The 24,736-nt window shown below is 55.6% G+C and carries 24 protein-coding genes and 1 other annotated feature; of the genes, 6 read left to right on the forward strand and 18 right to left on the reverse strand.

From position 1 onward, the window contains the following. Positions 1–16: 16 nt before the first annotated feature. Both mog and tal read right to left on the reverse strand, forming a co-directional pair. Positions 17–604: a molybdopterin adenylyltransferase gene (gene mog, locus CSE01S_RS15310; RefSeq protein ID WP_042290240.1), complete on the reverse strand. Its 588-nt coding sequence runs from the start codon at positions 602–604 to the stop codon at positions 17–19. Positions 605–711: 107 nt separating this feature from the next. Then, positions 712–1,665 (reverse strand): transaldolase, encoded by a 954-nt coding sequence (gene tal, locus CSE01S_RS15315; RefSeq protein WP_042290242.1) that lies wholly within the window; start codon positions 1,663–1,665, stop codon positions 712–714. 283 nt (positions 1,666–1,948) lie between these two features. On the opposite strand from tal, the gene CSE01S_RS15320 reads away from it, so the two are divergent. Together CSE01S_RS15320 and yaaA are read left to right on the forward strand one after the other, a co-directional pair. Next, on the forward strand, positions 1,949–3,379 hold the full coding sequence (locus tag CSE01S_RS15320; protein ID WP_042290245.1) for an alanine/glycine:cation symporter family protein: 1,431 nt from the start codon (positions 1,949–1,951) through the stop codon (positions 3,377–3,379). Positions 3,380–3,448: 69 nt separating this feature from the next. After that, a complete protein-coding gene (gene yaaA, locus CSE01S_RS15325; protein ID WP_042290248.1) occupies positions 3,449–4,222 on the forward strand; it encodes a peroxide stress protein YaaA in 774 nt (257 codons plus the stop codon). Between the two features lie 56 nt (positions 4,223–4,278). On the opposite strand, the gene thrC is transcribed toward yaaA, so the two are convergent. The 6 genes from thrC to yjjY all read right to left on the reverse strand — a co-directional run bounded on the left by thrC (position 4,279) and on the right by yjjY (position 10,666). Continuing rightward, positions 4,279–5,565, reverse strand: a complete 1,287-nt coding sequence (gene thrC, locus CSE01S_RS15330) for a threonine synthase (RefSeq protein ID WP_042290250.1) — start codon at positions 5,563–5,565, stop codon at positions 4,279–4,281. Positions 5,566–5,568: 3 nt separating this feature from the next. Continuing rightward, positions 5,569–6,498, reverse strand: coding sequence for a homoserine kinase (thrB, locus tag CSE01S_RS15335; protein WP_042290253.1), 930 nt, complete (start codon positions 6,496–6,498; stop codon positions 5,569–5,571). 1 nt (position 6,499) lies between these two features. Next, positions 6,500–8,962, reverse strand: a complete 2,463-nt coding sequence (gene thrA, locus CSE01S_RS15340; RefSeq protein WP_042290336.1) for a bifunctional aspartate kinase/homoserine dehydrogenase I — start codon at positions 8,960–8,962, stop codon at positions 6,500–6,502. Between the two features lie 25 nt (positions 8,963–8,987). Next, positions 8,988–9,108, reverse strand: a sequence feature (Thr leader region). Next, positions 9,044–9,109 (reverse strand): thr operon leader peptide, encoded by a 66-nt coding sequence (gene thrL, locus CSE01S_RS15345; protein ID WP_001386572.1) that lies wholly within the window; start codon positions 9,107–9,109, stop codon positions 9,044–9,046. Its footprint overlaps the feature before it by 65 nt. A gap of 331 nt (positions 9,110–9,440) precedes the next feature. After that, the gene (locus CSE01S_RS15350) at positions 9,441–10,127 is read right to left on the reverse strand and encodes a tRNA/rRNA methyltransferase (protein ID WP_042290255.1); all 687 of its coding nucleotides are present in this window, start codon (positions 10,125–10,127) and stop codon (positions 9,441–9,443) included. Positions 10,128–10,525: 398 nt separating this feature from the next. Then, a complete protein-coding gene (yjjY, locus tag CSE01S_RS22845) occupies positions 10,526–10,666 on the reverse strand; it encodes a YjjY family protein (RefSeq protein ID WP_001541509.1) in 141 nt (46 codons plus the stop codon). A 95-nt stretch (positions 10,667–10,761) separates the two neighbouring features. Between yjjY and arcA the strand changes: the two genes are divergently transcribed. Further along, positions 10,762–11,478, forward strand: a complete 717-nt coding sequence (gene arcA, locus CSE01S_RS15360; protein WP_001194359.1) for a two-component system response regulator ArcA — start codon at positions 10,762–10,764, stop codon at positions 11,476–11,478. A 68-nt stretch (positions 11,479–11,546) separates the two neighbouring features. Here arcA and creD read toward each other — a convergent pair whose 3' ends face one another. From creD to creA, 4 genes are read right to left on the reverse strand one after another with little or no spacing between them, the layout of a single operon-like run. Continuing rightward, positions 11,547–12,902, reverse strand: coding sequence for a cell envelope integrity protein CreD (creD, locus tag CSE01S_RS15365; RefSeq protein ID WP_042290258.1), 1,356 nt, complete (start codon positions 12,900–12,902; stop codon positions 11,547–11,549). Between the two features lie 59 nt (positions 12,903–12,961). Further along, positions 12,962–14,386 carry a two-component system sensor histidine kinase CreC gene (creC, locus tag CSE01S_RS15370; RefSeq protein ID WP_042290260.1) on the reverse strand — a complete coding sequence of 475 codons (1,425 nt, stop codon included), beginning with the start codon at positions 14,384–14,386 and terminating at the stop codon, positions 12,962–12,964. Next, entirely contained in the window at positions 14,386–15,075 is a 690-nt protein-coding gene (gene creB, locus CSE01S_RS15375) for a two-component system response regulator CreB (RefSeq protein ID WP_042290262.1), read from the reverse strand. The genes creC and creB overlap by 1 nt, the downstream gene beginning before the upstream one ends. Before the next feature lie 12 nt (positions 15,076–15,087). Further along, positions 15,088–15,561 (reverse strand): protein CreA, encoded by a 474-nt coding sequence (gene creA / locus CSE01S_RS15380; protein WP_042290339.1) that lies wholly within the window; start codon positions 15,559–15,561, stop codon positions 15,088–15,090. 211 nt (positions 15,562–15,772) lie between these two features. Between creA and robA the strand changes: the two genes are divergently transcribed. Continuing rightward, complete coding sequence (gene robA / locus CSE01S_RS15385) at positions 15,773–16,642, forward strand: MDR efflux pump AcrAB transcriptional activator RobA (RefSeq protein ID WP_042290264.1); 870 nt, start codon at positions 15,773–15,775, stop codon at positions 16,640–16,642. Here the strand turns inward: robA and gpmB are convergent. Further along, positions 16,639–17,286 (reverse strand): 2,3-diphosphoglycerate-dependent phosphoglycerate mutase GpmB, encoded by a 648-nt coding sequence (gene gpmB, locus CSE01S_RS15390; RefSeq protein WP_042290266.1) that lies wholly within the window; start codon positions 17,284–17,286, stop codon positions 16,639–16,641. The two genes, robA and gpmB, sit on opposite strands and share 4 nt — an antisense overlap. Positions 17,287–17,356: 70 nt before the next feature. Between gpmB and yjjX the strand changes: the two genes are divergently transcribed. Continuing rightward, positions 17,357–17,869 carry an inosine/xanthosine triphosphatase gene (gene yjjX / locus CSE01S_RS15395; RefSeq protein ID WP_042290268.1) on the forward strand — a complete coding sequence of 171 codons (513 nt, stop codon included), beginning with the start codon at positions 17,357–17,359 and terminating at the stop codon, positions 17,867–17,869. A 16-nt stretch (positions 17,870–17,885) separates the two neighbouring features. Here the strand turns inward: yjjX and trpR are convergent, their stop codons facing one another. Together trpR and sltY are read right to left on the reverse strand one after the other, a co-directional pair. Then, complete coding sequence (trpR, locus tag CSE01S_RS15400; protein ID WP_042290272.1) at positions 17,886–18,212, reverse strand: trp operon repressor; 327 nt, start codon at positions 18,210–18,212, stop codon at positions 17,886–17,888. Positions 18,213–18,268: 56 nt separating this feature from the next. Further along, complete coding sequence (sltY, locus tag CSE01S_RS15405) at positions 18,269–20,206, reverse strand: murein transglycosylase (RefSeq protein ID WP_042290275.1); 1,938 nt, start codon at positions 20,204–20,206, stop codon at positions 18,269–18,271. A 212-nt stretch (positions 20,207–20,418) separates the two neighbouring features. Between sltY and ettA the strand changes: the two genes are divergently transcribed. After that, positions 20,419–22,086 carry an energy-dependent translational throttle protein EttA gene (ettA, locus tag CSE01S_RS15410; RefSeq protein ID WP_042290279.1) on the forward strand — a complete coding sequence of 556 codons (1,668 nt, stop codon included), beginning with the start codon at positions 20,419–20,421 and terminating at the stop codon, positions 22,084–22,086. Positions 22,087–22,137: 51 nt separating this feature from the next. Here the strand turns inward: ettA and CSE01S_RS15415 are convergent, their stop codons facing one another. The 3 genes from CSE01S_RS15415 to CSE01S_RS15425 form a co-directional block, all read right to left on the reverse strand. Further along, positions 22,138–22,881, reverse strand: a complete 744-nt coding sequence (locus CSE01S_RS15415) for an oxidative stress defense protein (RefSeq protein WP_042290281.1) — start codon at positions 22,879–22,881, stop codon at positions 22,138–22,140. Positions 22,882–22,974: 93 nt separating this feature from the next. Beyond that, the gene (argO, locus tag CSE01S_RS15420) at positions 22,975–23,610 is read right to left on the reverse strand and encodes an arginine exporter ArgO (protein ID WP_042290284.1); all 636 of its coding nucleotides are present in this window, start codon (positions 23,608–23,610) and stop codon (positions 22,975–22,977) included. Between the two features lie 189 nt (positions 23,611–23,799). Then, complete coding sequence (locus CSE01S_RS15425) at positions 23,800–24,660, reverse strand: small-conductance mechanosensitive channel MscS (protein WP_042290286.1); 861 nt, start codon at positions 24,658–24,660, stop codon at positions 23,800–23,802. Between the last annotated feature and the right edge of the window lie 76 nt (positions 24,661–24,736).

The raw sequence follows: 24,736 nt of genomic DNA on the forward strand, positions 1-24,736 counted from the left end.
CACAAAAACATATAATTTAGCTATTTGTTTCGCGCCGCGCGCTTTTCGGACGAAATGCTGCTACAACTTCCGCTGCTGTTTCGACGTAAGGCCCGTCAAGCAACTGTATACAATACGGTACACTGGCAAAAATACCCGCGACCACCACGCTGCCATCCGCTGCTTTGACCCCTTCCAGCGTCTCTTGAATCGATTTCGGCTGGCCCGGCAAATTGAGGATCAGCGCCTGTTTGCGGATCACCCCAACCTGGCGCGAGAGAATCGCTGTCGGTACAAAGTGGAGGCTAATCTGCCGCATTTGTTCACCAAAACCGGGCATCTCGCGGTCGGCAATGGCCAGCGTCGCGTCCGGCGTGACGTCGCGACGCGCCGGACCGGTACCGCCGGTAGTCAGCACCAGGTGGCAACTCATTTCGTCGACCAGTTCGCACAGCGTCTGCTCAATAATGGCCTGCTCATCGGGAATTAAACGCGTCTGCAGGTCAAACGGCGTTGTCAGCGCTTTGCCCAGCCATTCTTCCAGAGCCGGGATGCCTTTATCCTGATAAACACCGCTGGACGCGCGGTCAGAAATCGACACTAAGCCGATGCGTAAGGTATTCATATTCATTCCATTCAACTGATGCATTTAGGGAATGATACACGCAGAGGGGATTTTCAGACAGAGGACGAGAGAGGTCGCGTGACCGGGGATCCGGTCACGCGGAATGATTACAGCAGATCGCCGATCATTTTTTCCAGTTTTTCCTGGTCAACGGCAAACTTACGGATACCGTCCGCCAGTTTGTCCACCGCCATTGGATCCTGGTTGTGCTGCCACAGGAACTCAGACTCGGTAATACGTTCCGGGCGCGCTTTCACTTCGCCAGAGAAGGACAGTTTACGTTCGACAGCGCCTTCGCTTTCAGCCAGTTCTTTCAGCAGCGCCGGAGCGATCGTCAGGCGGTCGCAACCTGCCAGCTCAAGGATTTCGCCGATATTGCGGAAGCTTGCGCCCATTACTACCGTCTCGTAGCCGTGCTGTTTGTAGTATTCGTAGATTTCCGTTACGGAAACCACGCCCGGATCTTCTGCCGGAGCATACTCTTTCTTATCGGTATTGGCTTTGTACCAGTCCAGAATACGACCCACAAACGGGGAGATCAGGTAAACACCCGCTTCAGCACAGGCGCGCGCCTGAGCGAAGGAGAACAGCAGCGTCAGGTTACAGTTGATGCCCTCTTTTTCCAACTGCTCAGCGGCACGGATGCCCTGCCAGGTGGAAGCCAGCTTAATCAGAATGCGATCGTTGCTGATGCCCGCATCGTTATAGAGCTTAATGATGCGTTTTGCCTTAGCGATAGACGCTTCGGTGTCGTAGGACAGACGCGCATCCACTTCCGTGGAGATACGGCCCGGAACCAGTTTGAGGATTTCCAGACCGATGTTGACCGCCAGCTTATCGGTAGCGTCAACAATCTGCTGCGCGCGGTCGCTGCTCTGCTGCTTAGCCCAGGCAACAGCGTCATCAATCAACTTGCGGTATTCCGGGATCTGCGCTGCGTTAAGAATGAGAGAAGGGTTGGTTGTGGCATCCTGCGGCTGATACAGCTTCATTGCCGCGATGTCTCCGGTGTCGGCCACCACGGTGGTGAACTGACGAAGGGAGGTCAATTTGTCCGTCATGATAGTGTTTCTCTTTAAACAGCTTGTTAGGGGGATGTAACCGGTCTGCCCTGATGATAACACGACGCAGTGTCAGCGCAACCGCAGACAATGCGGTTATCCCCGTCGCGCCGCCAGGGTCAATTTTCAGCGCTTGTCTTGATGTCACGCGCGATTCGTGCGCTCAACCTCATGTATGATTGACGCCCGCTACCCGTTGTCCAGCAGCGTATATACTATTCGACAATTGGTAACGCTTACACGGGATTGTTAAAGCGTACCGGCAGCAACAAGAGGGATGTTAATGCCTGACTTCTTTTCATTTATCAACGACGTGCTCTGGGGATCGGTCATGATCTACCTGCTCTTTGGAGCAGGCTGCTGGTTTACCTGGCGCACGGGATTCGTTCAATTTCGCTATATCCGCCAGTTTGGCAGAAGTCTGAAAAACAGCGTGAACCCGCAACCGGGCGGGCTAACCTCATTTCAGGCGTTATGCACCAGTCTTGCCGCGCGGATAGGGAGCGGCAACCTGTCCGGCGTCGCGCTGGCGATCACTGCCGGCGGGCCGGGCGCGGTTTTCTGGATGTGGGTCGCTGCCGTTATCGGCATGGCCACCTCCTTCGCCGAAAGCGCCCTGGCCCAACTGTATAAAGAGCGCGATCGCCACGGCCAGTTTCGCGGCGGTCCGGCGTGGTATATGGCGCGCGGTTTAGGCATGCGTTGGATGGGCGTGCTGTTTGCCCTCTTTTTGCTGATAGCGTATGGGATGATTTTCAATGGCGTTCAGGCAAACGCCGTTTCGCGCGCGCTCCATTTTTCGTTTGATTTCCCGCCCCTTGTCAGCGGCGTGGTCCTCGCCGGCGCCGCGTTGCTGGTCATCATCAGGGGCATCCGGGGCGTAGCGCGAATGATGCAGTGGTTTGTTCCGATGATGGCGCTGCTATGGGTGGTGACCAGTCTGGTGGTCTGTGCAATCAATATCGACCTGATCCCTGACGTGGTACTGTCCATCGTGCAGAGCGCGTTTGGCTGGCAGGAAGCCGCAGGCGGCGCGGCAGGGTACACGCTGAGCCAGGCCCTTACCAGCGGCTTTCAGCGCAGCATGTTTTCTAACGAAGCCGGAATGGGGTCAACGCCGAATGCCGCCGCCGCGGCAGCCTCCTGGCCGCCGCACCCCGCAGCCCAGGGCATCGTACAGATGATCGGCATTTTTATCGACACGCTGGTGGTCTGCAGCGCCACAGCCATGCTGGTTTTGCTGGCTGGCAACGGCACGACCTATGCGCCGATGGAAGGCATACAGTTGATCCAGAAAGCGATGAGCGCGCTGGTTGGCGAGTGGGGTGGCGATTTTGTCGCCATTGTGGTGACGCTATTTGCCTTTAGTTCGATCGTGGTGAACACCATTTATGCCGAGAACAATCTGTTCTTTCTGCGAATGGATAACCGGCGGGCCATCTGGACATTGCGGTTTGCTGCCTGTTCTACGGTGATCGCCGGGACGCTGATGAGTTTCCCCGTTTTGTGGCAACTTGCCGACATCATCATGGCCTGCATGGCGATAACCAACCTGACCGCGATTCTGCTGCTGTCGCCGGTGGTGCATACCCTCGCCAGCGATTATTTACGCCAGCGTAAACTGGGCGTGCGTCCCGTCTTCGATCCGCTACGGTACCCGGATATTGAACCGCAGCTGGCGCCGGATGCCTGGGACGATATCCCACGGAACTAATCGCAACTATCGATCAACTCTGTCGCGTTTTTTGCTAAAGTCGCAGAAAATTTCCTGCAAGGACTGGATATGCTGATTCTGATTTCACCTGCAAAAACCCTCGACTATCAAAGCCCGCTGGCGACAACGCGCTTTACGCAACCCGAGCTGCTGGATCACGCCCAGCAGCTTATTCATGAGGCGCGCAAGCTGTCGGCGCCGCAAATCGGCAAGCTGATGGGCATCAGCGATAAACTTGCCGATCTGAATGCCACCCGCTTTCATGACTGGCAGCCCGACTTTACGCCGGAAAACGCCCGCCAGGCTATTCTCGCGTTTAAGGGCGATGTGTATACCGGTTTGCAGGCGGAAACCTTCAGCGACGCGGATTTCGAGTTCGCCCAGCAGCATTTACGTATGCTGTCAGGGTTATACGGCGTCCTGCGCCCATTGGATCTGATGCAGCCGTACCGTCTGGAAATGGGGATTCGTCTGCAAAACGCCAGAGGGAAAGACCTGTATCAGTTTTGGGGCGACGTGATTACCAACAAGCTAAACGACGCGCTGGCGTCACAGGGAGACCGGGTGATTATCAATCTGGCGTCGGACGAATACTTTAAATCGGTGAAACCGCAGAAATTGAATGCTGAATTAATCAAGCCGGTGTTTCTTGATGAGAAGAACGGCAAGTTTAAGGTGATCAGCTTCTACGCCAAAAAAGCGCGCGGCCTGATGAGCCGATACATTATTGAAAATCGCCTGACGAAACCGGAACAATTGACCGGTTTTAATCTTGAAGGCTATTTCTTTGATGAAGCCGCATCGGGGGATGGCGAATTGGTGTTTAAGCGCCACGAGCAGTAATGGGCGATGGTCTGATGGCGGCACGCCGCCATCAGACATTGCAGATACAGCCGCGATTATCCCCGGCTCATCATCAGCTTACGCAGAGCGGCGAAATCCGCCGGAAGCGAATGGGAAAGCAGCGGCAGATCGGCCCTTTCCGCCAGCGCTTTCGGCAGATCCAACGTTTCGCCCAGGATCGCTTCCACGCTCTCTTTAAATTTCGCCGGATGCGCCGTACCGAGAAACAGACCGTACTCGCCCGGATTCAGGCGATCGCGCAGGGCACGGTACGCTACCGCCGCGTGCGGCTCCGAGGTATATCCCTTCGCTTTGAGCTCACGCAGGGTCTCTTTGGTGGTTTCATCATCCACTGCGGCATAGCCCAGCTCATTCAGACGCCAGATCTTACGACGGAACAGCTCCTCAACGCGCGGCCAGTTGTTCGGCTGGCTGACATCCATGGCGTTCGACAGAGTCGCCTGCGTCGCTTTCGGCGCCCACTTGCCCTCCTGCAGGAATCTCGGTACGGTATCATTGACGTTGGTCGCCGCGATAAAGCGCTTCACCGGCAGGCCAAGCGACTTCGCCAACAGGCCCGCCGTCAGATCGCCAAAGTTTCCGCTCGGTACAGAGATGACCAACTGATTGCGCGCGTCTTGCGGCAACTGCGCGACGGCTTCAAAGTAATAACAAATCTGCGCCAGCAGACGGCTGATATTGATCGAGTTCGCCGAGTTCAGCCCCAGCGCGACTTTCAGTTCCTCATCATCGAACGCCTGCTTCACCAGCGCCTGACAAGCATCGAAATCGCCATCAATCGCCACGGTTTCAATGTTGCCGCCGAGGGTGCAGAACAGTTTTTCCTGTAGCGGGCTGATCTTGCCGCGCGGATACAGAATAACGACGCGCACATTCGGCAGACCGTAAAACGCATGGGCCACGGCAGCGCCAGTATCACCTGATGTCGCCGTCAGAATGGTCACCGGCTTGTCGCCGCTGATTTGGGTCAGCATCTGCGCCATAAACCGGCCGCCGAAATCCTTAAACGCCAACGTTGGGCCGTGGAACAGCTCCAGACAGCCGACGTCGCCTTCAACCTGTGTGACCGGCGCCGGGAAGGCAAACGCGGCGCGCACGCGCTCTTCAAGGATCGCCTGCGGGATCTCATCGCCAATAAAAGCGGAAAGAATCTTCGCGCTCCGGCTGACGAAATCCTGGTTCAGCATGTCATCGACTTCTGTCAGGCTAAATTCCGGCAGGTCGTGCGGAAAAAACAGCCCCTGATTTTTGCCCAGCCCCTGCGTGACGGCCTGCGCGAAGTTAACCTGTTCGTTATGATCTTTAAGATTGTAGAGTTTCATTAATTATCCCAATACCCGTGCGCCTGCCGTGTCCAGCCGGCAAATATGAACAAAGCCTTCCTGATTTTGCAGATAGTTTTTCTCAAGCCAGTCAGCCACCCGCTGTGCGGTATCCGGCTTATCGCACAGCGCGAACAGCGTCGGCCCTGATCCGGAAATCCCGCTCGCCAGGGCGCCGATTTCCGCCACCGCCTGACGCGCCAGGCTGAAGCCCGGCAGTAAACGCTCGCGGTACGGTTCGGCAATCACGTCCTTCATCAGTTTTGCCGCCAGCCCTGGCTGACGGGAATAACAGGCATGAATAAATCCGGCCAGATGACGCCCGTGGGCGATGCAGTCCTGACGACGATATTGCGCAGGCAAAATCGCGCGCGCTTCCGCCGTAGAGACCTTAATGCCCGGATAAGCCAGCACCCACAGCCATTCATCAAAGCCTGGCACCTGCTGGCTGATAATGCCGTTTTCTTCAATCATCAGTTGCATGCCGCCGAGAAAACACGGCGCCACATTATCGTAATGAATACTGCCTGAGATACGGCCTTCCAGCTCGCCCATGATCGCCAGCAGCCGGGTATCGTTCAGCGGCTTCCCGCAGTGCGCGTTCATCGCCACCAGCGCCGCCACCACAGAACAAGCGCTGGAACCTAAACCGGAGCCAATCGGCATATTCTTTTCCAGGGTCATCGCCACCGGGATCGGTTTACCCAACTCCTGGCAGAAACGCTCCCAGCATTGATACACAATGTTTTCGCGTGGCTCGGTCGGCAGTTTGTCGGCGAAATGGCCGCGATTTTGCAGACTGAAGCTTTCCGCCGCGTCAACCGTTACCACGTCGCCTAACAGTGAACCATCAACCGGCGTTACGGCCGCCCCGAGCACATCGAAGCCAACGCTCATATTGGCGCTGGAAGCCGGGGCATACACTTTAACCATCTTAGACTCCTAACTTCCATGAGAGGGTGCGCAGCAGGTCGGCAAATACCCCTGCCGCCGTCACGTCGTTACCGGCGCCGTAACCACGCAGCACCAGCGGCAGCGGCTGGTAATAGTGGCTGTAGAAGGCCAGCGCGTTTTCGCCGTTTTTCACTTTATATAACGGATCGTTGCCATCCACTTCAGCAATTTTCACCCGGCACACGCCGTCTTCTTCGATGTTGCCAACATAGCGTAAGACGTTGCCCGCATCACGCGCTTTTGCCACTCGTGCGGCAAAGGCGTCATCCAGTTGCGGCAGGTTCGCCATAAACGCCGCGACATCGCCGGAATCGTCAAATGTTTCCGGAAGGACTGGCTCAATTACGATGTCAGACAGCTCCAGCTCACGCCCGGTTTCACGGGCGAGGATCAGCAGCTTGCGCGCAACGTCCATCCCGGACAGATCGTCACGCGGATCCGGCTCGGTATAGCCCATTTCGCGCGCCATTTTGGTGGCGTCCGAAAGGCTCATCCCTTCGTCCAGCTTACCGAAAATAAACGAAAGCGAACCAGACAGGATGCCGGAAAATTTTTGCAGTTCGTCACCCGCGTTGAGCAGGTTTTGCAGGTTCTCGATTACCGGCAAACCCGCGCCGACGTTAGTGTCGTAAAGGAATTTACGCCGTGACTTCGCCGCCGCGAAACGCAACTGGTGGTAGTAATCCATCGACGAGGTATTCGCCTTTTTGTTCGGCGTAACGACGTGGAAACCTTCACGCAGGAAGTCTGCATACTGATCCGCCACCGCCTGGCTGGAGGTGCAGTCGACAATCACCGGGTTCAGCAGATGGTAGTCTTTCACCAGCCGAATTAAGCGTCCCAGGTTAAACGGCTCTTTCGCTTCCGCCAGCGCCGCCTGCCAGTTTTCCAGGTTCAGACCGTGTACGTTGGTCAACATTGCCCTGGAGTTCGCTACGCCGCAGACGCGCAGATCGATATGCTTGTTCTTAAGCCAGGTTTGCTGACGCTTAAGCTGCTCCAGCAGTGCGCCGCCGACGCCGCCGACGCCGATGACAAATACTTCAATCACCTGGTCGGTATTGAACAGCATCTGATGGGTCACACGGACGCCCGTAGTGACATCGTCATTGTTCACAACAACCGAAATGGAACGTTCGGAAGACCCTTGAGCGATTGCGACAATATTGATATTGGCGCGAGCCAGCGCGGCGAAGAATTTAGCGGAGATCCCACGCAGCGTGCGCATGCCATCTCCCACGACCGAAATGATCGCCAGACGTTCTGTGACTGCCAGCGGTTCCAGCAGCCCTTCTTTCAGCTCAAGATAGAACTCGTCCTGCAACGCGCGCTGGGCGCGGGCGCAGTCTGCCTGCGGCACACAGAAGCTGATGCTGTATTCCGATGATGACTGGGTGATTAGCACCACCGAGATCCCGGCGCGTGACATTACCGCGAAAACGCGCGCCGCCATCCCCACCATGCCTTTCATTCCAGGGCCGGAAACGTTGAACATCGCCATATTGTTGAGATTAGAAATACCTTTCACCGGCAGGTCGTCTTCGTCACGGCTTGCGCCAATGAGCGTGCCCGGCGCCTGCGGGTTACCGGTATTTTTAATCAGGCAAGGGATCTGGAACTGGGCGATTGGGGTGATAGTACGGGGGTGAAGGACTTTCGCGCCGAAGTAAGAGAGCTCCATCGCTTCCTGATACGACATCGACTTCAGCAGCCTGGCATCCGGTACCTGGCGCGGATCGCAGGTATACACGCCGTCAACGTCAGTCCAGATCTCGCAGCAGTCGGCGCGTAAGCAGGCGGCCAGTACTGCGGCAGAGTAATCGGAACCATTGCGGCCCAGCACCACCAGTTCCCCTTTCTCGTTCCCGGCGGTGAAACCGGCCATCAGAATCATGTGATCGGCCGGAATGCGTCCGGCGGCGATACGACGCGTCGATTCGGCAATATCAACGGTAGATTCGAGGTAGTGACCGACAGCCAGCAATTTCTCGACGGGATCGATAACAGTCACGTTGTGGCCGCGTGCTTCCAGCAAGCCCGCCATGATGGCAATTGACATTTTTTCGCCACGGCAGATAAGCGCAGCGTTGATGCTGTCCGGGCACTGGCCGAGCAGGCTGATCCCATGCAGTACATGTTTAATCTGGGCAAACTCTTGCTCAACGAACGCTTTCAACTTCGCCACCGGGAAGCCCGGTTGCGCCTCAGCGAGCCCAGTCAGAAGTTCGGCAAAAATACGTTCGGCATCGCTGATATTGGGCAAAGCGTCCTGGCCGCCGATAGTCTTTTCAATCATGGCCACCAGATGGTTCGTTATTTTCGCCGGGGCAGAAAGTACGGTCGCTACCTGCCCCTGCCTGGCATTGCTCTCCAGAATATCGGCAACCCGCAGAAAACGTTCTGCATTTGCCACTGATGTACCGCCGAACTTCAACACTCGCATGGTTGTTACCTCGTTACCTTTGGTCGAAAAAAAAGCCCGCACTGTTCAGGTGCGGGCTTTTTTCTGTGTTTCCTGTACGCGTCAGCCCGCACCGTTACCTGTGGTAATGGTGATGGTGGTGGTAATGGTGGTGCTGATGCGTTTCATAGATGTTGTGTGCTCTGTCATTTTTATCTGTCTGTGCTTGTCTATACCCTGAATACGTCGAGTTGCACGAAGGCGGCAAATGAACAATGTCCGATGAGCCTGGCTAAGCGATTTCGCTGGGCGACCGCTGAGAGCACACCTGCAACGTGAAGTATGACGGGTATATATTGGTTAAAGTATCTGATGACCTAAGTCAATAAATAATTGATTTACTCACCTTACGAAACTTGTTCATGTGCTGCTGCCGTCAGGTTTACTTTTAACCGATAAACCAGGTTAGCCCCTCTTGTTTTCAGCAAAAATAACCACAAACCAGACAATTAACAAACAATTATTCTGTGATATTTTTTTCGATATCATGCACCAGTCGATGCAGCATGGCGGTGTCTCGCTGACCTAAAAGTCCCAAACGCTGTTGTAACCAGTCGACCAGCTTTTGGTCATCTGCGACATCTAAGGTCATCAGCAATTGCATGAGGCGGGAACGTAACGCCTGTAACTGAAATTCATCAGATACGTCGATATTTTTATCCGGTTGTTGCATTAAACCTGCTAATTGATAGCAATAAACCATGACGGCCTGCCCAAGATTCAGGGAGGGATAATCCGCCACCATTGGCACGCCGGTCAGCACGTCCGCCAGCGCCAGTTCCTCATTGGTTAAGCCGGAATCTTCACGGCCAAACACCAGCGCAGCATGATTCATCCAGCCTGCTTTTTCGTCCAGCAACGGCACCAGTTCTGCCGGCGTGGCGTAGTAATGGAATTTCGCCCGGCTGCGCGCGGTCGTGGCGATGGTAAAATCGACATCCTGAATCGCGTCAGCAAGCGTGGGAAAAACAGCAATATTATCAATAATATCGCCGGAACCATGCGCGACCCAGCGCGTTGCTGGCTCCAGATGCGCCTGGCTGTCCACAATACGCAACTGGCTGAATCCCATTGTTTTCATCGCGCGTGCCGCCGCGCCGATATTTTCCGCTCTCGCCGGGGCAACAAGGATAATTGTGATACGCATTTAGCTACTCTTTAGATATGCCCGCGCAGAATAACGTGACCAATGTCAACTTATTACGCAGAGCGAATTTACAAAATTTTAACGAAAAAAGCTGAAAAACCGTTTCACCTTCAATAAAAGACGCTAAACTATTTCCTGACTTTACTAACATTTTTTATGTTAACAGAAACAGTATATCCTGCTGTTTATCTAAGACAATTTGATTTAAAATGAAACGCATTCATCGGATTCATTGCGTTAATTAGTTTTCCTGTGCAACTAGTTGGATTATTGCAAATTTGTGATGAACGCTAGCATTTGGATACGATGATTTCATCAAACTGTTAACGTGCTACAATTGAACTTGATATATGTCAACGAAGCGTAGTTTTATTGGGTGTCCGGTACGTCTTAGCCTGTTATGTTGCTGTTAAAATGGTTAGGATGACAGCCGTTTTTGACACTGTCGGGTCCAGAGGGAAAGTACCCACGACCAAGCTAATGATGTTGTTGACGTTGATGGAAAGTGCATCAAGAACGCAATTACGTACTTTAGTCATGTTACGCCGATCATGTTAATTTGCGACATGCATCAGGCAGGTCAGGGACTTTTGTACTTCCTGTTTCGATTTAGTTGGCAATTTAGGTATCAAACATGCAGACCCCGCACATTCTTATCGTTGAAGACGAGTTGGTAACACGCAACACGTTGAAAAGTATTTTCGAAGCGGAAGGCTATGATGTATTCGAAGCGACAGATGGCGCGGAAATGCATCAGATCCTCTCTGAATATGACATCAACCTGGTGATCATGGATATCAACCTGCCAGGGAAAAACGGCCTTCTGCTGGCGCGTGAACTGCGCGAACAGGCGAACGTTGCGCTGATGTTCCTGACGGGCCGCGATAACGAAGTCGACAAAATCCTCGGCCTCGAAATCGGTGCGGACGATTACATCACCAAACCGTTTAACCCGCGCGAACTGACTATCCGTGCCCGTAACCTGCTGTCCCGTACCATGAACCTGGGTACTGTCAGCGAAGAACGTCGTAGCGTTGAAAGCTATAAGTTCAACGGTTGGGAACTGGACATCAACAGCCGTTCTCTGATCGGCCCTGATGGCGAGCAGTACAAACTGCCGCGCAGCGAGTTCCGCGCGATGCTGCACTTCTGTGAGAATCCAGGCAAGATCCAGTCTCGCGCAGAACTGCTGAAAAAAATGACCGGTCGCGAGCTGAAGCCGCATGACCGTACCGTTGACGTGACCATCCGCCGTATTCGTAAGCATTTCGAATCCACGCCGGACACCCCTGAAATCATCGCCACCATTCACGGTGAAGGTTACCGTTTCTGCGGCGATCTGCAGGACTAAGCGGGTTACCACCGTCATTGAAAAACGGCGCTTTGTGCGCCGTTTTTTATACCGGGAAGAAAAACACTTTATTTCCAGAGACGCAATGCGTCGTCCTGATTATCTGGCGTCACCGGCGGCACAGGCTTAGCACGGGAAAACGTATACCAGTCCAGATGGCGTGTCAGGAACATCACCCCGCCCAGCGCCAAAAGCAGTACCGCCGTCCCCAACAGCAGCGCGCTATCCTCGGAGCGCAGCAGCACCCACATCACGCCATCAAGCAACAGTAAAGCCAGCGTGAAAACGATACTGATACGCCAGCCTTTCAACACCGCCTGCAAATAGACGCCATTCATCATCGCCCCGACCAGACTCGCCGCTATCCACGCTGGCGTAAAGCCAATGTGTTCGGACAGCGCCAACAGCAGCAGGTAAAACATGACCAACGAAAGCCCCACCAGCAGATACTGCATGGGATGAAGCCGTTTTCCGGTCAGCGTTTCGAAGACAAAGAACGCCATGAACGTGAGACAGATCAGCAAAAGCGCATATTTTGTCGCTCTGTCCGTTAACTGATATTGATCGGCGGGTGTCGCAACGGCGACGCTGAACGAAGGCAAACTGTACCAACCGTCTTTTTGCGTAGCGACAAACTCTTCGCCGAGATTGTTGGCAAACCAGCTGCTTTGCCACTGGGCCTGAAACCCGGACGGGCTGATTTCACGTTTACCCGGCAGGAAATCACCGAGGAAATTCGGATGCGGCCAGTTGCTGGTGAGCGTCATTTCACTGCTGCGCCCGATGGGCACCACTGAAAAAGAGCCGGTTCCGCTTAAGTTTAGCGACATCGCCAGGTTCAGGTCGCGCGTCGCCCACTGTTCATCCGGCAGGGGAATGTGGATCCCCGCCCCGCTCCCGGTTAACCCCGTCCCCGGCTCGACGGCGAGTGGGATGCCATTGACCGTCGGCGCTTTCACTGCGCCAATCCCCCGCGCGTCGCCGACGCCCATCACAATAAACGGTTTCCCCAGGCTAATCGAGGGCTTGTTCAGCGCATTCAGGCGCGCAACGTCAAACTTCGCGTTGATCGCCAGGTCGGTATGCCAGACCTGCCCCTGGTAAATGCCTACCTTGCGTGCTTCGACATTCTGATTGCCTTCCACCATCAGCGACTCCGGTAGCCAGAAGTGGATAAAACTGCGGGTGCGCTCTACTTTTTTGTCATCTTCCATCACCGTGTACAGTTCGCTGACGGGTACTGCAATCAATGGCCCCACCACTTTTTGCGGGCCGCTGGTGCTCTGCCGAATGGCATCCTCCACCGTATCGCGGTAATCAGCGCGTTCAACAATAATCTGCCGGACCATCATCAGCGGGATCAGCAGTAACACGATCGCGCCACCTAAGGTGACGACTTTCCAGAACAGGGGGGATTTCAACATAGCGTTCTCCTTTTGCAATACCCGCAAGAGTAAGTCCGCTATGTGGGGAGATGTTGAAGTTATGTGAAGTGACGGTGAAGTGTGAACGAGGCCTCCACACCGCCTTGCGGACGGTTACGCAGTTCAACATTCCCTTTTAACAAACGCGCGACCTCGCTGACGAACGCCAGACCCAGGCCACTGCTTTTATGCCCGTTTTCGCGCGGCAGCGAATAAAACCGCTCGAAGATACGCGGCAGCGCAAAGTCCGGGATCCCCGTCCCGGTATCGGTAACCGTCAGCGTGACCCGATCAGCCTGCGCCCGCGCGCTCAGGGTAATGGTTCCCCCCTCGGGAGTAAAATCAATGGCGTTATCGAGCAAATTGCCCAGCGCCTGCTCCAGCAAAGCGGGCTCCGCCGCAACGGTCAATGTCGATGGCATTATCTCCAGTGCGATCTTCTTTGTGGCGAGCTGGATGGCGCGCGCCTCGCTGACGTGCGCAAACAGCGCGTCAACCGCCACCGGCGAGAGTGTAATTTCCTGACGGTTCTCCAGCCGCGCCTGGCGCAGCAGCGTTTCTACCAGCACCTGCATTCGCGCATTCTGGCTGAGAATGTTGTCGGTGAAACGCTGCACGATGTCCGGAGGCGGGCCTTCGCGCAGGATTTCCGCCGCGCCGCGGATCGCCGCCAGCGGACTTTTTAGCTCATGGGTTAACGCGTAGACATACTGTTCGATGTAATTCTTCCCTTCCAGCTTCAGACGCATACTCTCCAGCGCCTGCGCCAGCTTGCGCAACTCACTGCTTCCCAACGCCGGTAGCGGCATTGGCTGATTTTCCGTCACCGAATCCGCATAGCGTGTCAGGCGGGCGATCGAGCGGTTAATCCACCAGACCATACCCGCGCCAATCACCAACGCAATACCGAGCAGGATCGCGCTCGCCCAGAGGATCCGCCGTTCACTGCGTTTAATGACCGGCGCCATCGCCGCATTTGGCTTACCCACGCTCAGTACGCCAATGATTTTACCGTCGTCCAGCACCGGCGCCGCGACATACATAACCGAACTTTCCGGGTCCGCGGGATCCTGTGGGGTACTGCGCGCGCCGTATTGTCCGCGCAGGGTTAACCAGACGTCGTTCCAGCGCGAATAGTCCTGCCCAACGGCCTTATTCGCAGAGTCGAACACCACTTTGCCCTGCGCATCGGTCATGTAGACGTGGTACTCGTTACGCACTTTATAGATACCGCTGATATTGGCGCGAAAGGGGCGATCGTGCAGCAGCGTGAACGCCTGCGCCAGTTGGCCGCGCGCCGGATCGCCAGACAGAAGATCGTCGCGCGCCAGCGCCGCCAACAGCGTCGCGGTGTCAATCAACGTTCCCTCGGTTGCGCGTCGGACGCCCGGTTTGATTTCCTGCACGAAAATCGACAGTACAAACCAGGCGGCAACGGCGACAATCAGGAAGTAACCGAGCAGCAGACGCATGCCAATGCGCATCAGAGGCTCCTCAGGCTGTAGCCCATCCCGCGATGCGTATTGATAGGCGAAAGATCCGGATTAATCGCGCGTAATTTAGCGCGCAGGGTTTTGATATGCGTATCGACCGTGCGGTCAAAAGTATCCTGCGCATCGGCCCAAACGATATCCATCAGTTGCTGGCGCGAGTAAACCCGGCCGGGTGACTGTAACAACGTTTTCAGCAGTAAAAACTCATAGCGCGTGAGCGTCAGCGGCGTGCCAAACCAGGCAATCCCGGCGGCCAGTTCATTCAGTTCAAAATGACCAATAGTGACGACGGGAGATGGCGTGGAGAATTTTTTCACCCGGCGTAGCAGCGTTCGCACCCGGGCGCACACTTCCCGCGGCGAGAAAGGTTTCGCCACATAGTCATCCGCGCCGATTTCCAGGCCTAACAGGCGATCGACTTCATCACTGCGCGCCGTCAGAAAGAGAACCGGTAAGGCCGGATACCGTTCCAGCAGGCGTCGGCACAGTTCAAAGCCGCTGATATCCGGTAGGCCGACGTCAAGAATCGCGACATCCGGACAACGCTGCCGCGATTTTTCCAGCGCGGGCAAGCCGCGCTCAAAGGCTTCAACGCGAAAACCTTCCTGCTGGAGCATGTAAATCAGGGTATCCGCAATGCCCTGTTCATCTTCCACCAGCCAGACCGAAACCTGCTGCATAATGCTTCCTTGTTACTGTCGCCACGGCATGATCGGCACCGCGCTAATGGCGTTTTTTGGCGACCCATCGACCACCTTGTCCGAGTAGGCCAGATACGCCAACGCGTTGCGTTTGGCGTCATAAAAGCGCACAACCTGTAAAGACTTGAAGACCAGAGAAGTGCGTTTTTTAAATACCACTTCGCCCTGCGCTTTGCCGTTTTTGATTCTTTCGCCAAGCTCAATCGGCCCCACCTGCTGACAGGATATCGCCGCGTCGGAGGTATCTTCGGCCAGCCCTAACCCGCCTTTAATTCCCCCGGTTTTGGCGCGACTGACGTAGCAGGTCACATTTTTCACGTCGGGATCGTCAAAGGCCTCCACGACAATTTTATGATCCGGGCCAAATATTTTGAATACCGTATCGACAGAACCAATCTGCTCGGCCTGCGCCGTTTGCCCCAACAGCAGCAGAAGTGAGGAAAGTACTAAGCTCTTATATTTCATATTGTTACCATTATTAAACATTACGCTGCGTAATTATTCGGCATTGTAGAATAAACTGTTTGTAGATCACAGGATTACAATAATCCCGCGTTAATAAGTCCGGAAAAAGCATTTATACGCAAAAAAAACACTGAATGCTAAAACAGCAAAAAATGCTATTATCCAGGTACCTGATGTCAGGTGCTCGTAGTTGAAAGGATGAGGAAATTTTATGGATCAGGCCGGCATTATTCGCGACCTTTTAGTCTGGCTGGAAGGTCACCTGGACCAACCTCTGTCGCTTGACAATGTGGCGGCAAAAGCAGGGTATTCCAAGTGGCATCTGCAAAGAATGTTTAAGGACGTCACGGGCCACGCCATTGGCGCGTACATCCGCGCGCGGCGTTTGTCGAAATCCGCTGTGGCCCTTCGCCTGACGGCGCGACCGATCCTGGATATTGCCCTGCAATACCGCTTCGACTCTCAACAAACGTTCACCCGCGCCTTTAAAAAACAGTTTTTCCAGACGCCTGCGCTGTACCGCCGTTCGCCGGAATGGAGCGCGTTCGGTATTCGCCCGCCTTTGCGCCTGGGCGAGTTTGCCCTACCTGAGCATAAGTTCGTCACCCTGGAAGACACGCAGCTGGTTGGCGTCACCCAGAGTTATTCCTGCTCGCTTGAGCAAATTTCTGACTTCCGCCATGAAATGCGCGTCCAGTTCTGGCGCGATTTCCTCGGCCACGCCCCAGCGATTCCCCCGGTGCTGTACGGCCTGAACGAAACGCGTCCGAGCCTGGAAAAAGACGACGAGCAGGAGGTGTTTTATACCACCGCGCTCACGCCTGAGCAGGCGAACGGCTACGTGCAGTCGGCGCAGCCAGTGCAGTTACACGGCGGCGAGTATGTGATGTTTACCTATGAAGGTCTGGGTACTGGCGTTCAGGAATTTATTCTGACAGTTTACGGCACCTGTATGCCGATGCTGAATCTGACGCGCCGCAAAGGTCAGGATATCGAGCGGTACTACCCGGCCGAAGATGCCAAAGCCGGTGACCGCCCCATCAATCTGCGCTGCGAATTCCTGATTCCGATTCGCCGTTAACGCTGCAGTTCATCCAGCGCAGGGGCGTCCAGATGTGACACGTCCCCTGCCGTTTCCACGACCCAGCCCGGCGCCAGCCACAGGCTTTCCTGATAATCCACCCGCGAAATCGAACAGTTGCGCAGACGCAGACGACGCTCCGCCCAGGCGGGCAGACCGAGAATGGTGCTCACCAGGCAACCCAGCGCGATACCGTGACTCACCAGCAGTGGACGGCTCCCCTGCGGCAGCTCAAGGCACGATGCGAGCGCGGCATTCACCCGGACGCCCAGTTCCTGCATCGATTCGCCATCCGGGATACGTCCATCCACCGTCCCGTTGACCAACTGGCGACGCCAGTTTTCTTCTTCTTCGGTCAGGGAATCAATATGACGTTTTTCCAGCACGCCCATGTCCAGTTCGCGCAGCCGGGCGTCAAAGCGGATATCGCAGCCACATGCCTGGGCGATAATTTCTGCGGTGCGGCGGGTGCGCCCTAAATCGCTACTGATAATGTGGGTGATGCCGAGGGTTTTCGCGCGCTCACCGACCTGCATGGCCTGCTGTTCACCTTTAGCGGTCAGTGGACTGTCTGACTGGCCTTGAATGCGTCGCTCGGCGTTCCACTGCGTTTCACCGTGGCGAACAAGGTATACCTGTAACATGCTTTTTTTCCGTTATATACTCAAAATAATTTGAGCAGACTGCGATAAATTTTTTAAACCGAGCTTAATTATGCACCATGTCGTCTCAGCAACAACCAATCCTGCCAAAATTCAGGCAATTCTAAAGGCATTTGAGGAGATCTTCGGCGAAGGATCCTGCCATATCGAGTCCGTTGCCGTCGAGAGCGGCGTGCCGGAACAACCCTTCGGAAGTGCTGAAACGCGTGCTGGCGCACGAAATCGAGTAGACAATGCGCGTCGCGCGCGGCCAGACGCCGACTTCTGGGTGGCGATTGAAGCGGGTATTGATGACGACGCCACCTTTAGCTGGGTCGTGATTGATAACGGCAGCCAGCGCGGTGAAGCGCGTTCCGCTACGCTGCCCCTGCCTGCCGCGATCCTCGAAAAAGTACGGCAGGGAGAAGCGCTCGGTCCGGTGATGTCGCTTTATACCGGCATCGATGAAATAGGCCGAAAAGAAGGCGCAATTGGTGTGTTTACCGCCGGCAAACTGACCCGCGCCAGCGTCTATCATCAGGCGGTGATTCTGGCGCTCAGCCCGTTTCACAACGCAGTGTATTGATAGTCTCTGGGCCGGTTCAGGCGTCTTTCAGCAGCACCTGCTCCAGCCACTGACGCAGTTCGACCGGAGCGGATTTCAGGCTGTTTGAGCCGCGGGTGATCGTCGCAATGCCCGCTCCCAGCTCGTTTTTCAGTTCACGCTGGCTCATCTCGCCGCGTAAAAGTTCTTCAATAATTCGCACGCGGGTGCCCAGCGCTTCGCGCTCGTCCGGCGTCAGCATCAGCTGCAGCAGCGGCAGATGCAAATCTTCTGTATAAGACTGGCGGAGCAACTCCACAAAACGAAGCCACTCCTGATGACGTTGTTCGGCCATCGCCGATGAATAAGGGGAATGCTGGGTCATGTTATGCCGCCATTTGTACTCTTACACGAGTACAAATCATAACATAACCCGTCTGATTAATAACGTCTCTGCCACTCAGAATCGCTCATCAGCGTCTCTTTCTGCCCCATGAAATGGCGGTAGTACGCGTCGTAAGCCAGCACGTTCTTCACGTAACCGCGGGTTTCCGAAAACGGAATGCTTTCGACAAACGCCACGGCATCAATACGTCCGGCGCTGTTGCCAAGCCAGGTCCGCACGCGGCCCGGTCCGGCATTGTAAGCTGCCGAAGCGAAGATGCGGTTATTGCCAAACTGCTCGTACACATACTGGAGATAGTGCGTGCCGATATTGATATTGGTTTCCGGTTCGAGCAACTGGCTCTGGCTGTTGTAGCCGGGAATCGAGAACATCTTCACCGTATGCGTCGCCGTGCCCGGCATGATCTGCATCAGACCACTGGCGCCCACCGGCGATTTCACCTTCGGGTTCCAGGCGCTCTCCTGACGCGCTATCGCCATCGCATAGCTCTGCGGGATGTCTTTACCACGGGTATAGCGGGCAAACAGATCGTTGTAAGCCAGCGGGAAACGTTCTTCCAGATGATCCCACAGCTTGCCGGCGATCGTCGCCTGCACGCTCAGATCCCACCAGTGATTGTTGAAGGCGTAGCGTGCCAGCTGCGCCTGTTCGGTTTTGCTCCGACTGGTTACCAGATTCGCCCACTCGCTGCGCGCCGTGTTATCCAGATTCCAGTACATCAGCTCGCGCACCCGCGCCATTTCGGGTCCACGGGTCAGGTCGTTGTCGACATTCGCCGGGGCTTTGTCGATTTTCAGAACATACTCTTCCCCCAGACGTTGGGCGGCCACCATCGGGTAGAAGCCACGCTGCTGCATCAGCGCATGGAGGATCTCTTTGGCTTCAGCTTCACGCCCACGCTCCAGCAGTAAATCCGCCTGCCAGTAGCGCCACTCATCTTTCTCTTTCGCGTCCATCGGCAGCCGCGCAAGCCAGGTATTCAGCCCGCGACGATCGCCGATTCCCAGCGCCATCCGCACACGCCGCTCCACAAGCGTAGTGGACTGCGAGCGCATGATCGCATCGTCGCGCCATTTTGCCTGCTCGTCAGTGACGTCATTCCCCATCAGTCGCCAGGCGACGATGTCACGCAGTTCCTGGGTTTGTGCTTCATTAAGTTGCTGCGCCTGCGCCAGCGACGGGATCATCAGCCGCGCGTTCTCGGCGTCCTGGCGAGCGACGCTGGCAAAGGCGACGGCAGCCATCTGACGGGTGAAATCCGTCGCGCCGGTGGTACGGGCGAAGGTCAGTACAGTATTGGGATCGTTAGCCAGCGAGATAATGGATGAGGCGATAGTCTGGTAGTCAGCGGGCATCTGCCCCGCCAGTACCGTCACCAGCCCGGTATTGCCCGCTTTCATCGCCAGGCGGATCCGCTCCAGGTAAGCCAGCGGATCCTGGGTTCCCGATGCGCGCCAGACGCTGAACAATTTGTCGCAGGCGTTCGGCTGGCTTTTTCCCGTCAGCCAGAGTTCTTTCGCCCCCTGCCAGGCCTCTTCTGTTTGCCCGGTGCTCCACCTGGCGTAATAGTAATTACACTGAGCTTCAGTGGTTCTCGGTTTATCAGGGCTGAAGGCTAACAGCCCGCGCCAGTCTTCACGTCGCGCCAGTTCATTGACAAAGCGCGACTGCAGCGTGCGGGCCGGGGGCAGCGTTGGGTTGGCGCGCACAAAACGGGTCACCGTGATGGTCGGCTGGTTCATGAGATCGTCTGTAATCTGGCGGTATTCCAGGTAGGGGTACAGCGGATAATTCTTCAGGCCCGGCATCATCTGTTCCACCACGTCCATTTGCCGGTTATCCCAGGCCTGCTTAATCTGCGCATAACGGATACGCTGTTCGTCCAGGGAGTCGGCTCGCGCCGCCTGGCTTACCGCAAGCAGGCATACGCTGGCGGCAATAAAACGCCAGGTGAATGATTTGGCTTTGTCCACAAGCTCGTCCTCTGTTTGTCATTATTTCTGTGCAGCATCATGCCGCCTGATGGTTTTATGCTAACCAGTCATTGCCGTTTACGCTACGTCACGAACACTTTTTTACTTTTACTGAGAGTACGATCTGCTGGCTGGGCTTAGGGAGGGAAAAAGGCTACACTTCGCCTTTAACTACGATTACTCATCACGACAGAGAAAGAGGCGAGTCCAAAGTGGCCCAATTCGTTTATACCATGCATCGTGTCGGCAAAGTTGTTCCGCCGAAACGTCACATTCTTAAGAACATCTCTCTGAGCTTCTTCCCCGGAGCAAAAATCGGCGTGCTGGGTCTTAATGGCGCCGGTAAGTCCACTCTGCTACGCATCATGGCGGGCATTGATACCGACATTGAGGGTGAAGCACGCCCGCAGCCGGGCATTAAAATCGGCTATCTACCGCAGGAACCGCAGTTGAATCCTGAGCATACCGTCCGTGAATCCATCGAAGAAGCCGTGGCCGAAGTGGTCGGCGCGCTGAAACGTCTGGACGAAGTGTATGCGCTGTATGCCGATCCGGATGCCGACTTTGACAAACTGGCCGCTGAACAGGGCAAGCTGGAAGAGATTATCCAGGCGCACGACGGGCATAACCTGAACGTCCAACTGGAACGCGCCGCAGACGCCCTGCGCCTGCCGGACTGGGACGCCAAAGTCGCGAACCTTTCCGGTGGTGAACGCCGCCGCGTCGCGCTGTGCCGCCTGCTGCTGGAAAAACCAGACATGCTGCTGCTCGACGAACCGACGAACCACCTGGACGCCGAGTCCGTAGCCTGGCTGGAGCGCTTCCTGCACGACTTTGAAGGCACCGTGGTGGCGATTACCCACGACCGTTACTTCCTCGATAACGTCGCGGGCTGGATCCTTGAGCTGGACCGCGGTGAAGGTATTCCGTGGGAAGGCAACTACTCCTCCTGGCTGGAGCAGAAAGATCAGCGTCTGGCGCAGGAAGCCTCTCAGGAAGCGGCCCGTCGCAAGTCAATTGAGAAAGAGCTGGAGTGGGTGCGTCAGGGCGCGAAAGGCCGTCAGTCTAAGGGCAAAGCCCGTCTTGCGCGCTTTGAAGAGCTGAACAATACCGAATACCAGAAACGTAACGAAACCAACGAACTGTTCATTCCACCGGGACCGCGCCTGGGCGATAAGGTCGTGGAAGTGAGCAACCTGCGTAAATCCTACGGCGATCGCGTCCTGATCGACGATCTGAGCTTCTCCGTACCGAAAGGCGCTATTGTCGGGATCATCGGTCCGAACGGCGCGGGGAAATCCACCCTGTTCCGCATGATGTCCGGTCAGGAACAGCCTGACAGCGGCACCATCACGCTGGGTGAAACCGTCAAGCTGGCGTCCGTTGACCAGTTCCGTGACGCAATGGATAACAGCAAAACCGTGTGGGAAGAAGTGTCCGGCGGACTGGATATCATGCGTATCGGCAACACCGAGATGCCAAGCCGCGCCTACGTAGGTCGCTTTAACTTCAAGGGCGTCGATCAGGGCAAACGCGTGGGCGAACTGTCCGGCGGTGAGCGCGGTCGTCTGCACCTGGCGAAGCTGCTGCAGGTTGGCGGCAACATGCTGCTGCTCGATGAACCAACCAACGACCTGGACATCGAAACCCTGCGTGCATTAGAAAACGCCCTGCTGGAGTTCCCGGGCTGTGCCATGGTTATATCGCACGACCGTTGGTTCCTGGACCGTATCGCGACCCATATTCTGGATTATCAGGATGAAGGGAAAGTGGAGTTCTTCGAAGGGAACTTCACCGAATACGAAGAGTACAAGAAACGCACGCTGGGCGCCGATGCGCTGGAGCCGAAGCGTATCAAGTACAAACGTATTGCGAAGTAATCAGTCAGTGTGCCGGATAAGACCCCGCAAGGCCTTATCCGGCTACAGGGATTAGTGCGCTTTCGCCGCCGTTGCCTGCTGTTGTCCTGCCGCAGGTTCCAGTTGGAACACCACATCAACCTGATCGTCAAACTGAATGGTCGCCTGCTCGTAGGTCTCCTGCGCGGAAGCCGGCGCCGCATCGGCTTTCATCATCCGTACCATCGGGCTTGGCTGATAGTTTGATACATGGTAACGCACGCTGTAAACCGGCCCCAGCTTGCTGTTAAAGCCTGCCGCCAGCGCCTGCGCCTGATGGATCGCATCGTCAATCGCCGCTTTACGCGCTTTATCTTTATATGCATTCGGCTGCGCCACGCCTAACGACACGGAGCGAATTTCGTTCAGTCCCGCTTTCAACGCGCCATCCAGCAGCGAGTTAAGTTTGTCTAACTGACGCAAAGTGACTTCCACGGTACGCACCGCGCGGTAGCCTTTCAGAATGCTTTTGCCGTTCTGATAGTCGTAGTCGGGCTGGGTACGCAGATTGGCGGAACTGATGTCTTTTTTCGCAATCTGGTTTTGCTCCAGGAAAGAGAGATACTGCGCAACACGCTCATCGGCCTGCTTCTTCGCCGTCGCCGCGTCTTTCGCCGCCACGTTAACCTCGATGGCCAGAGTGGCGATATCAGGCACTGCATCCACGCTTGCCGTTCCGGAAGTCACGATGTGCGGTCCGTCAGGCAATTCGCTCGCCTGCGCCGACAGTGCACTTAAACCAACTAATGCCGCCAGGGCCATCACTTTGAACTTCACAGTCGTTCCTCCTTGTTACGTAGGTTGCCCTGGGTTTCAGGGCGCATGCAGGCAAGCTTAGCGCGAAACGCCCCAATGTCCATCAGACAACGCTTAGATGAACAAAGCGTGCACGTGTGCGACCCCTTCCTTTGCTAACTGGAAAGCGATAAACCACATTATCAGACCGACCAACGTGTTGATAATTCGCTGCGCTTTCACCGTACGCAGACGCGGCGCGAGCCACGCCGCCAGCAACGCGAGACCAAAGAACCATAAGAAGGAAGCGCTAACGGTGCCAAGCGCGAACCAACGTTTTGGCTCTACCGCCAGTTGCCCGCCGAGGCTGCCCAACACCACAAAGGTATCCAGATACACATGCGGATTCAGCCAGGTTACCGCCAGCATTGTGGCGATGATTTTCCAGCGCCCCTGTTTCATCACCTCCGCGCTGGCCAGCGCCAGATTGCTGCTCATGGCCGTCCTTAAGGCGCCAAAGCCATACCACAGCAGGAAGGCCACACCGCCCCAGGTCACCAGCGCCAGCAGCCATGGCGACTGCATCAGCAGCGCGCTTCCGCCGAAGATCCCGGCACAAATCAGCAGCAGATCGCTCACCGCGCACAGGAACGCAATCATGATGTGGTACTGGCGGCGAATCCCCTGATTCATGACAAAAGCATTTTGCGGGCCCAGGGGTAAGATCATGGCCGCGCCCAGTGCAAGCCCTTGAAAATAATACGATATCACGTCAAATATTCCTGAAGAAAGTCGCTATGGCGAAACTATAGCGCGGGAAGATTATTAGCGATAATTGAAAATTTTAATCGGGTATAAGAAAGGGTAATAGCAAGAGGGGAAATTGCCGAATGGCGGCTAACGCCGGCGCCGGCCTGAAGACTGACAGGCCCGGTAAGCGTTAGCGCCACCGGGCACGTTTTACTCTGCCGTGTGTTCTTTTACACGTTTAAAATTAACGTCCATTTGCGGATACGGGAAGCTGATACCCGCGGCGTCAAACTCGCGCTTAATCCGCTCCAGTACGTCCCAGTAGACATTTTGCAGGTCGCCGCTTTTACTCCACACGCGCACCACAAAATTAATCGAGGACGCGCCCAGTTCGTTCAGTCGCACCGTCATTTCGCGGTCTTTCAGAATGCGCTCATCGGATTCGATAATCCCGGTCAGGATTTTCTTCACCTGATCGATATCCGAATCGTAAGCCACGCCAATAATAAATTCATTCCGGCGGACCGGCTCGCGGGAGAAGTTAATAATATTGCCCGCGATGATTTTGCCGTTCGGGATCACCACGATTTTGCCGTCGATGGTGCGCATAGTGGTAGAGAAAATCTGCACGTTCAGCACTGTCCCCGCCACGCCGCCAAGATCGACATATTCACCCGCACGGAATGGACGGAACATCACCAACAGCACGCCTGCGGCAAGGTTTGACAACGAGCCCTGCAGCGCCAGACCGACAGCTAAACCGGCGGCGCCGAGAACGGCGATAACCGAGGCGGTTTGTACGCCAACGCGCCCCAGCGCAGCAATCAGCGTGAAGGCGATAATGCCATAACGCACCAGCGCAGAGAGGAAGTCGGCAACGGTGGCGTCAATATGGCGCGCCAGCATCAGACGGTTTACCGTGTTCGAGACGATACGCGCCACAATCATCCCGATGATGATAATGGCGATAGCCGCAACGATGTTGACGGCATAGCTCAGCAGCAACGCCTGATTACGGACCAGCCAGGTCCCCGCGCCGTTAATGCTGTCGACAACATTCAAATCTTCCATTCGATGTTCCTTGGTCATGACAAAAAAGAGCAAATGAGATCAATCTCACGAAATAACCTCTTAAAGGTAAACAAAA

The organism is Citrobacter sedlakii NBRC 105722, from assembly GCF_000759835.1.
Classification (GTDB): Bacteria; Pseudomonadota; Gammaproteobacteria; order Enterobacterales; family Enterobacteriaceae; genus Citrobacter_A; species Citrobacter_A sedlakii.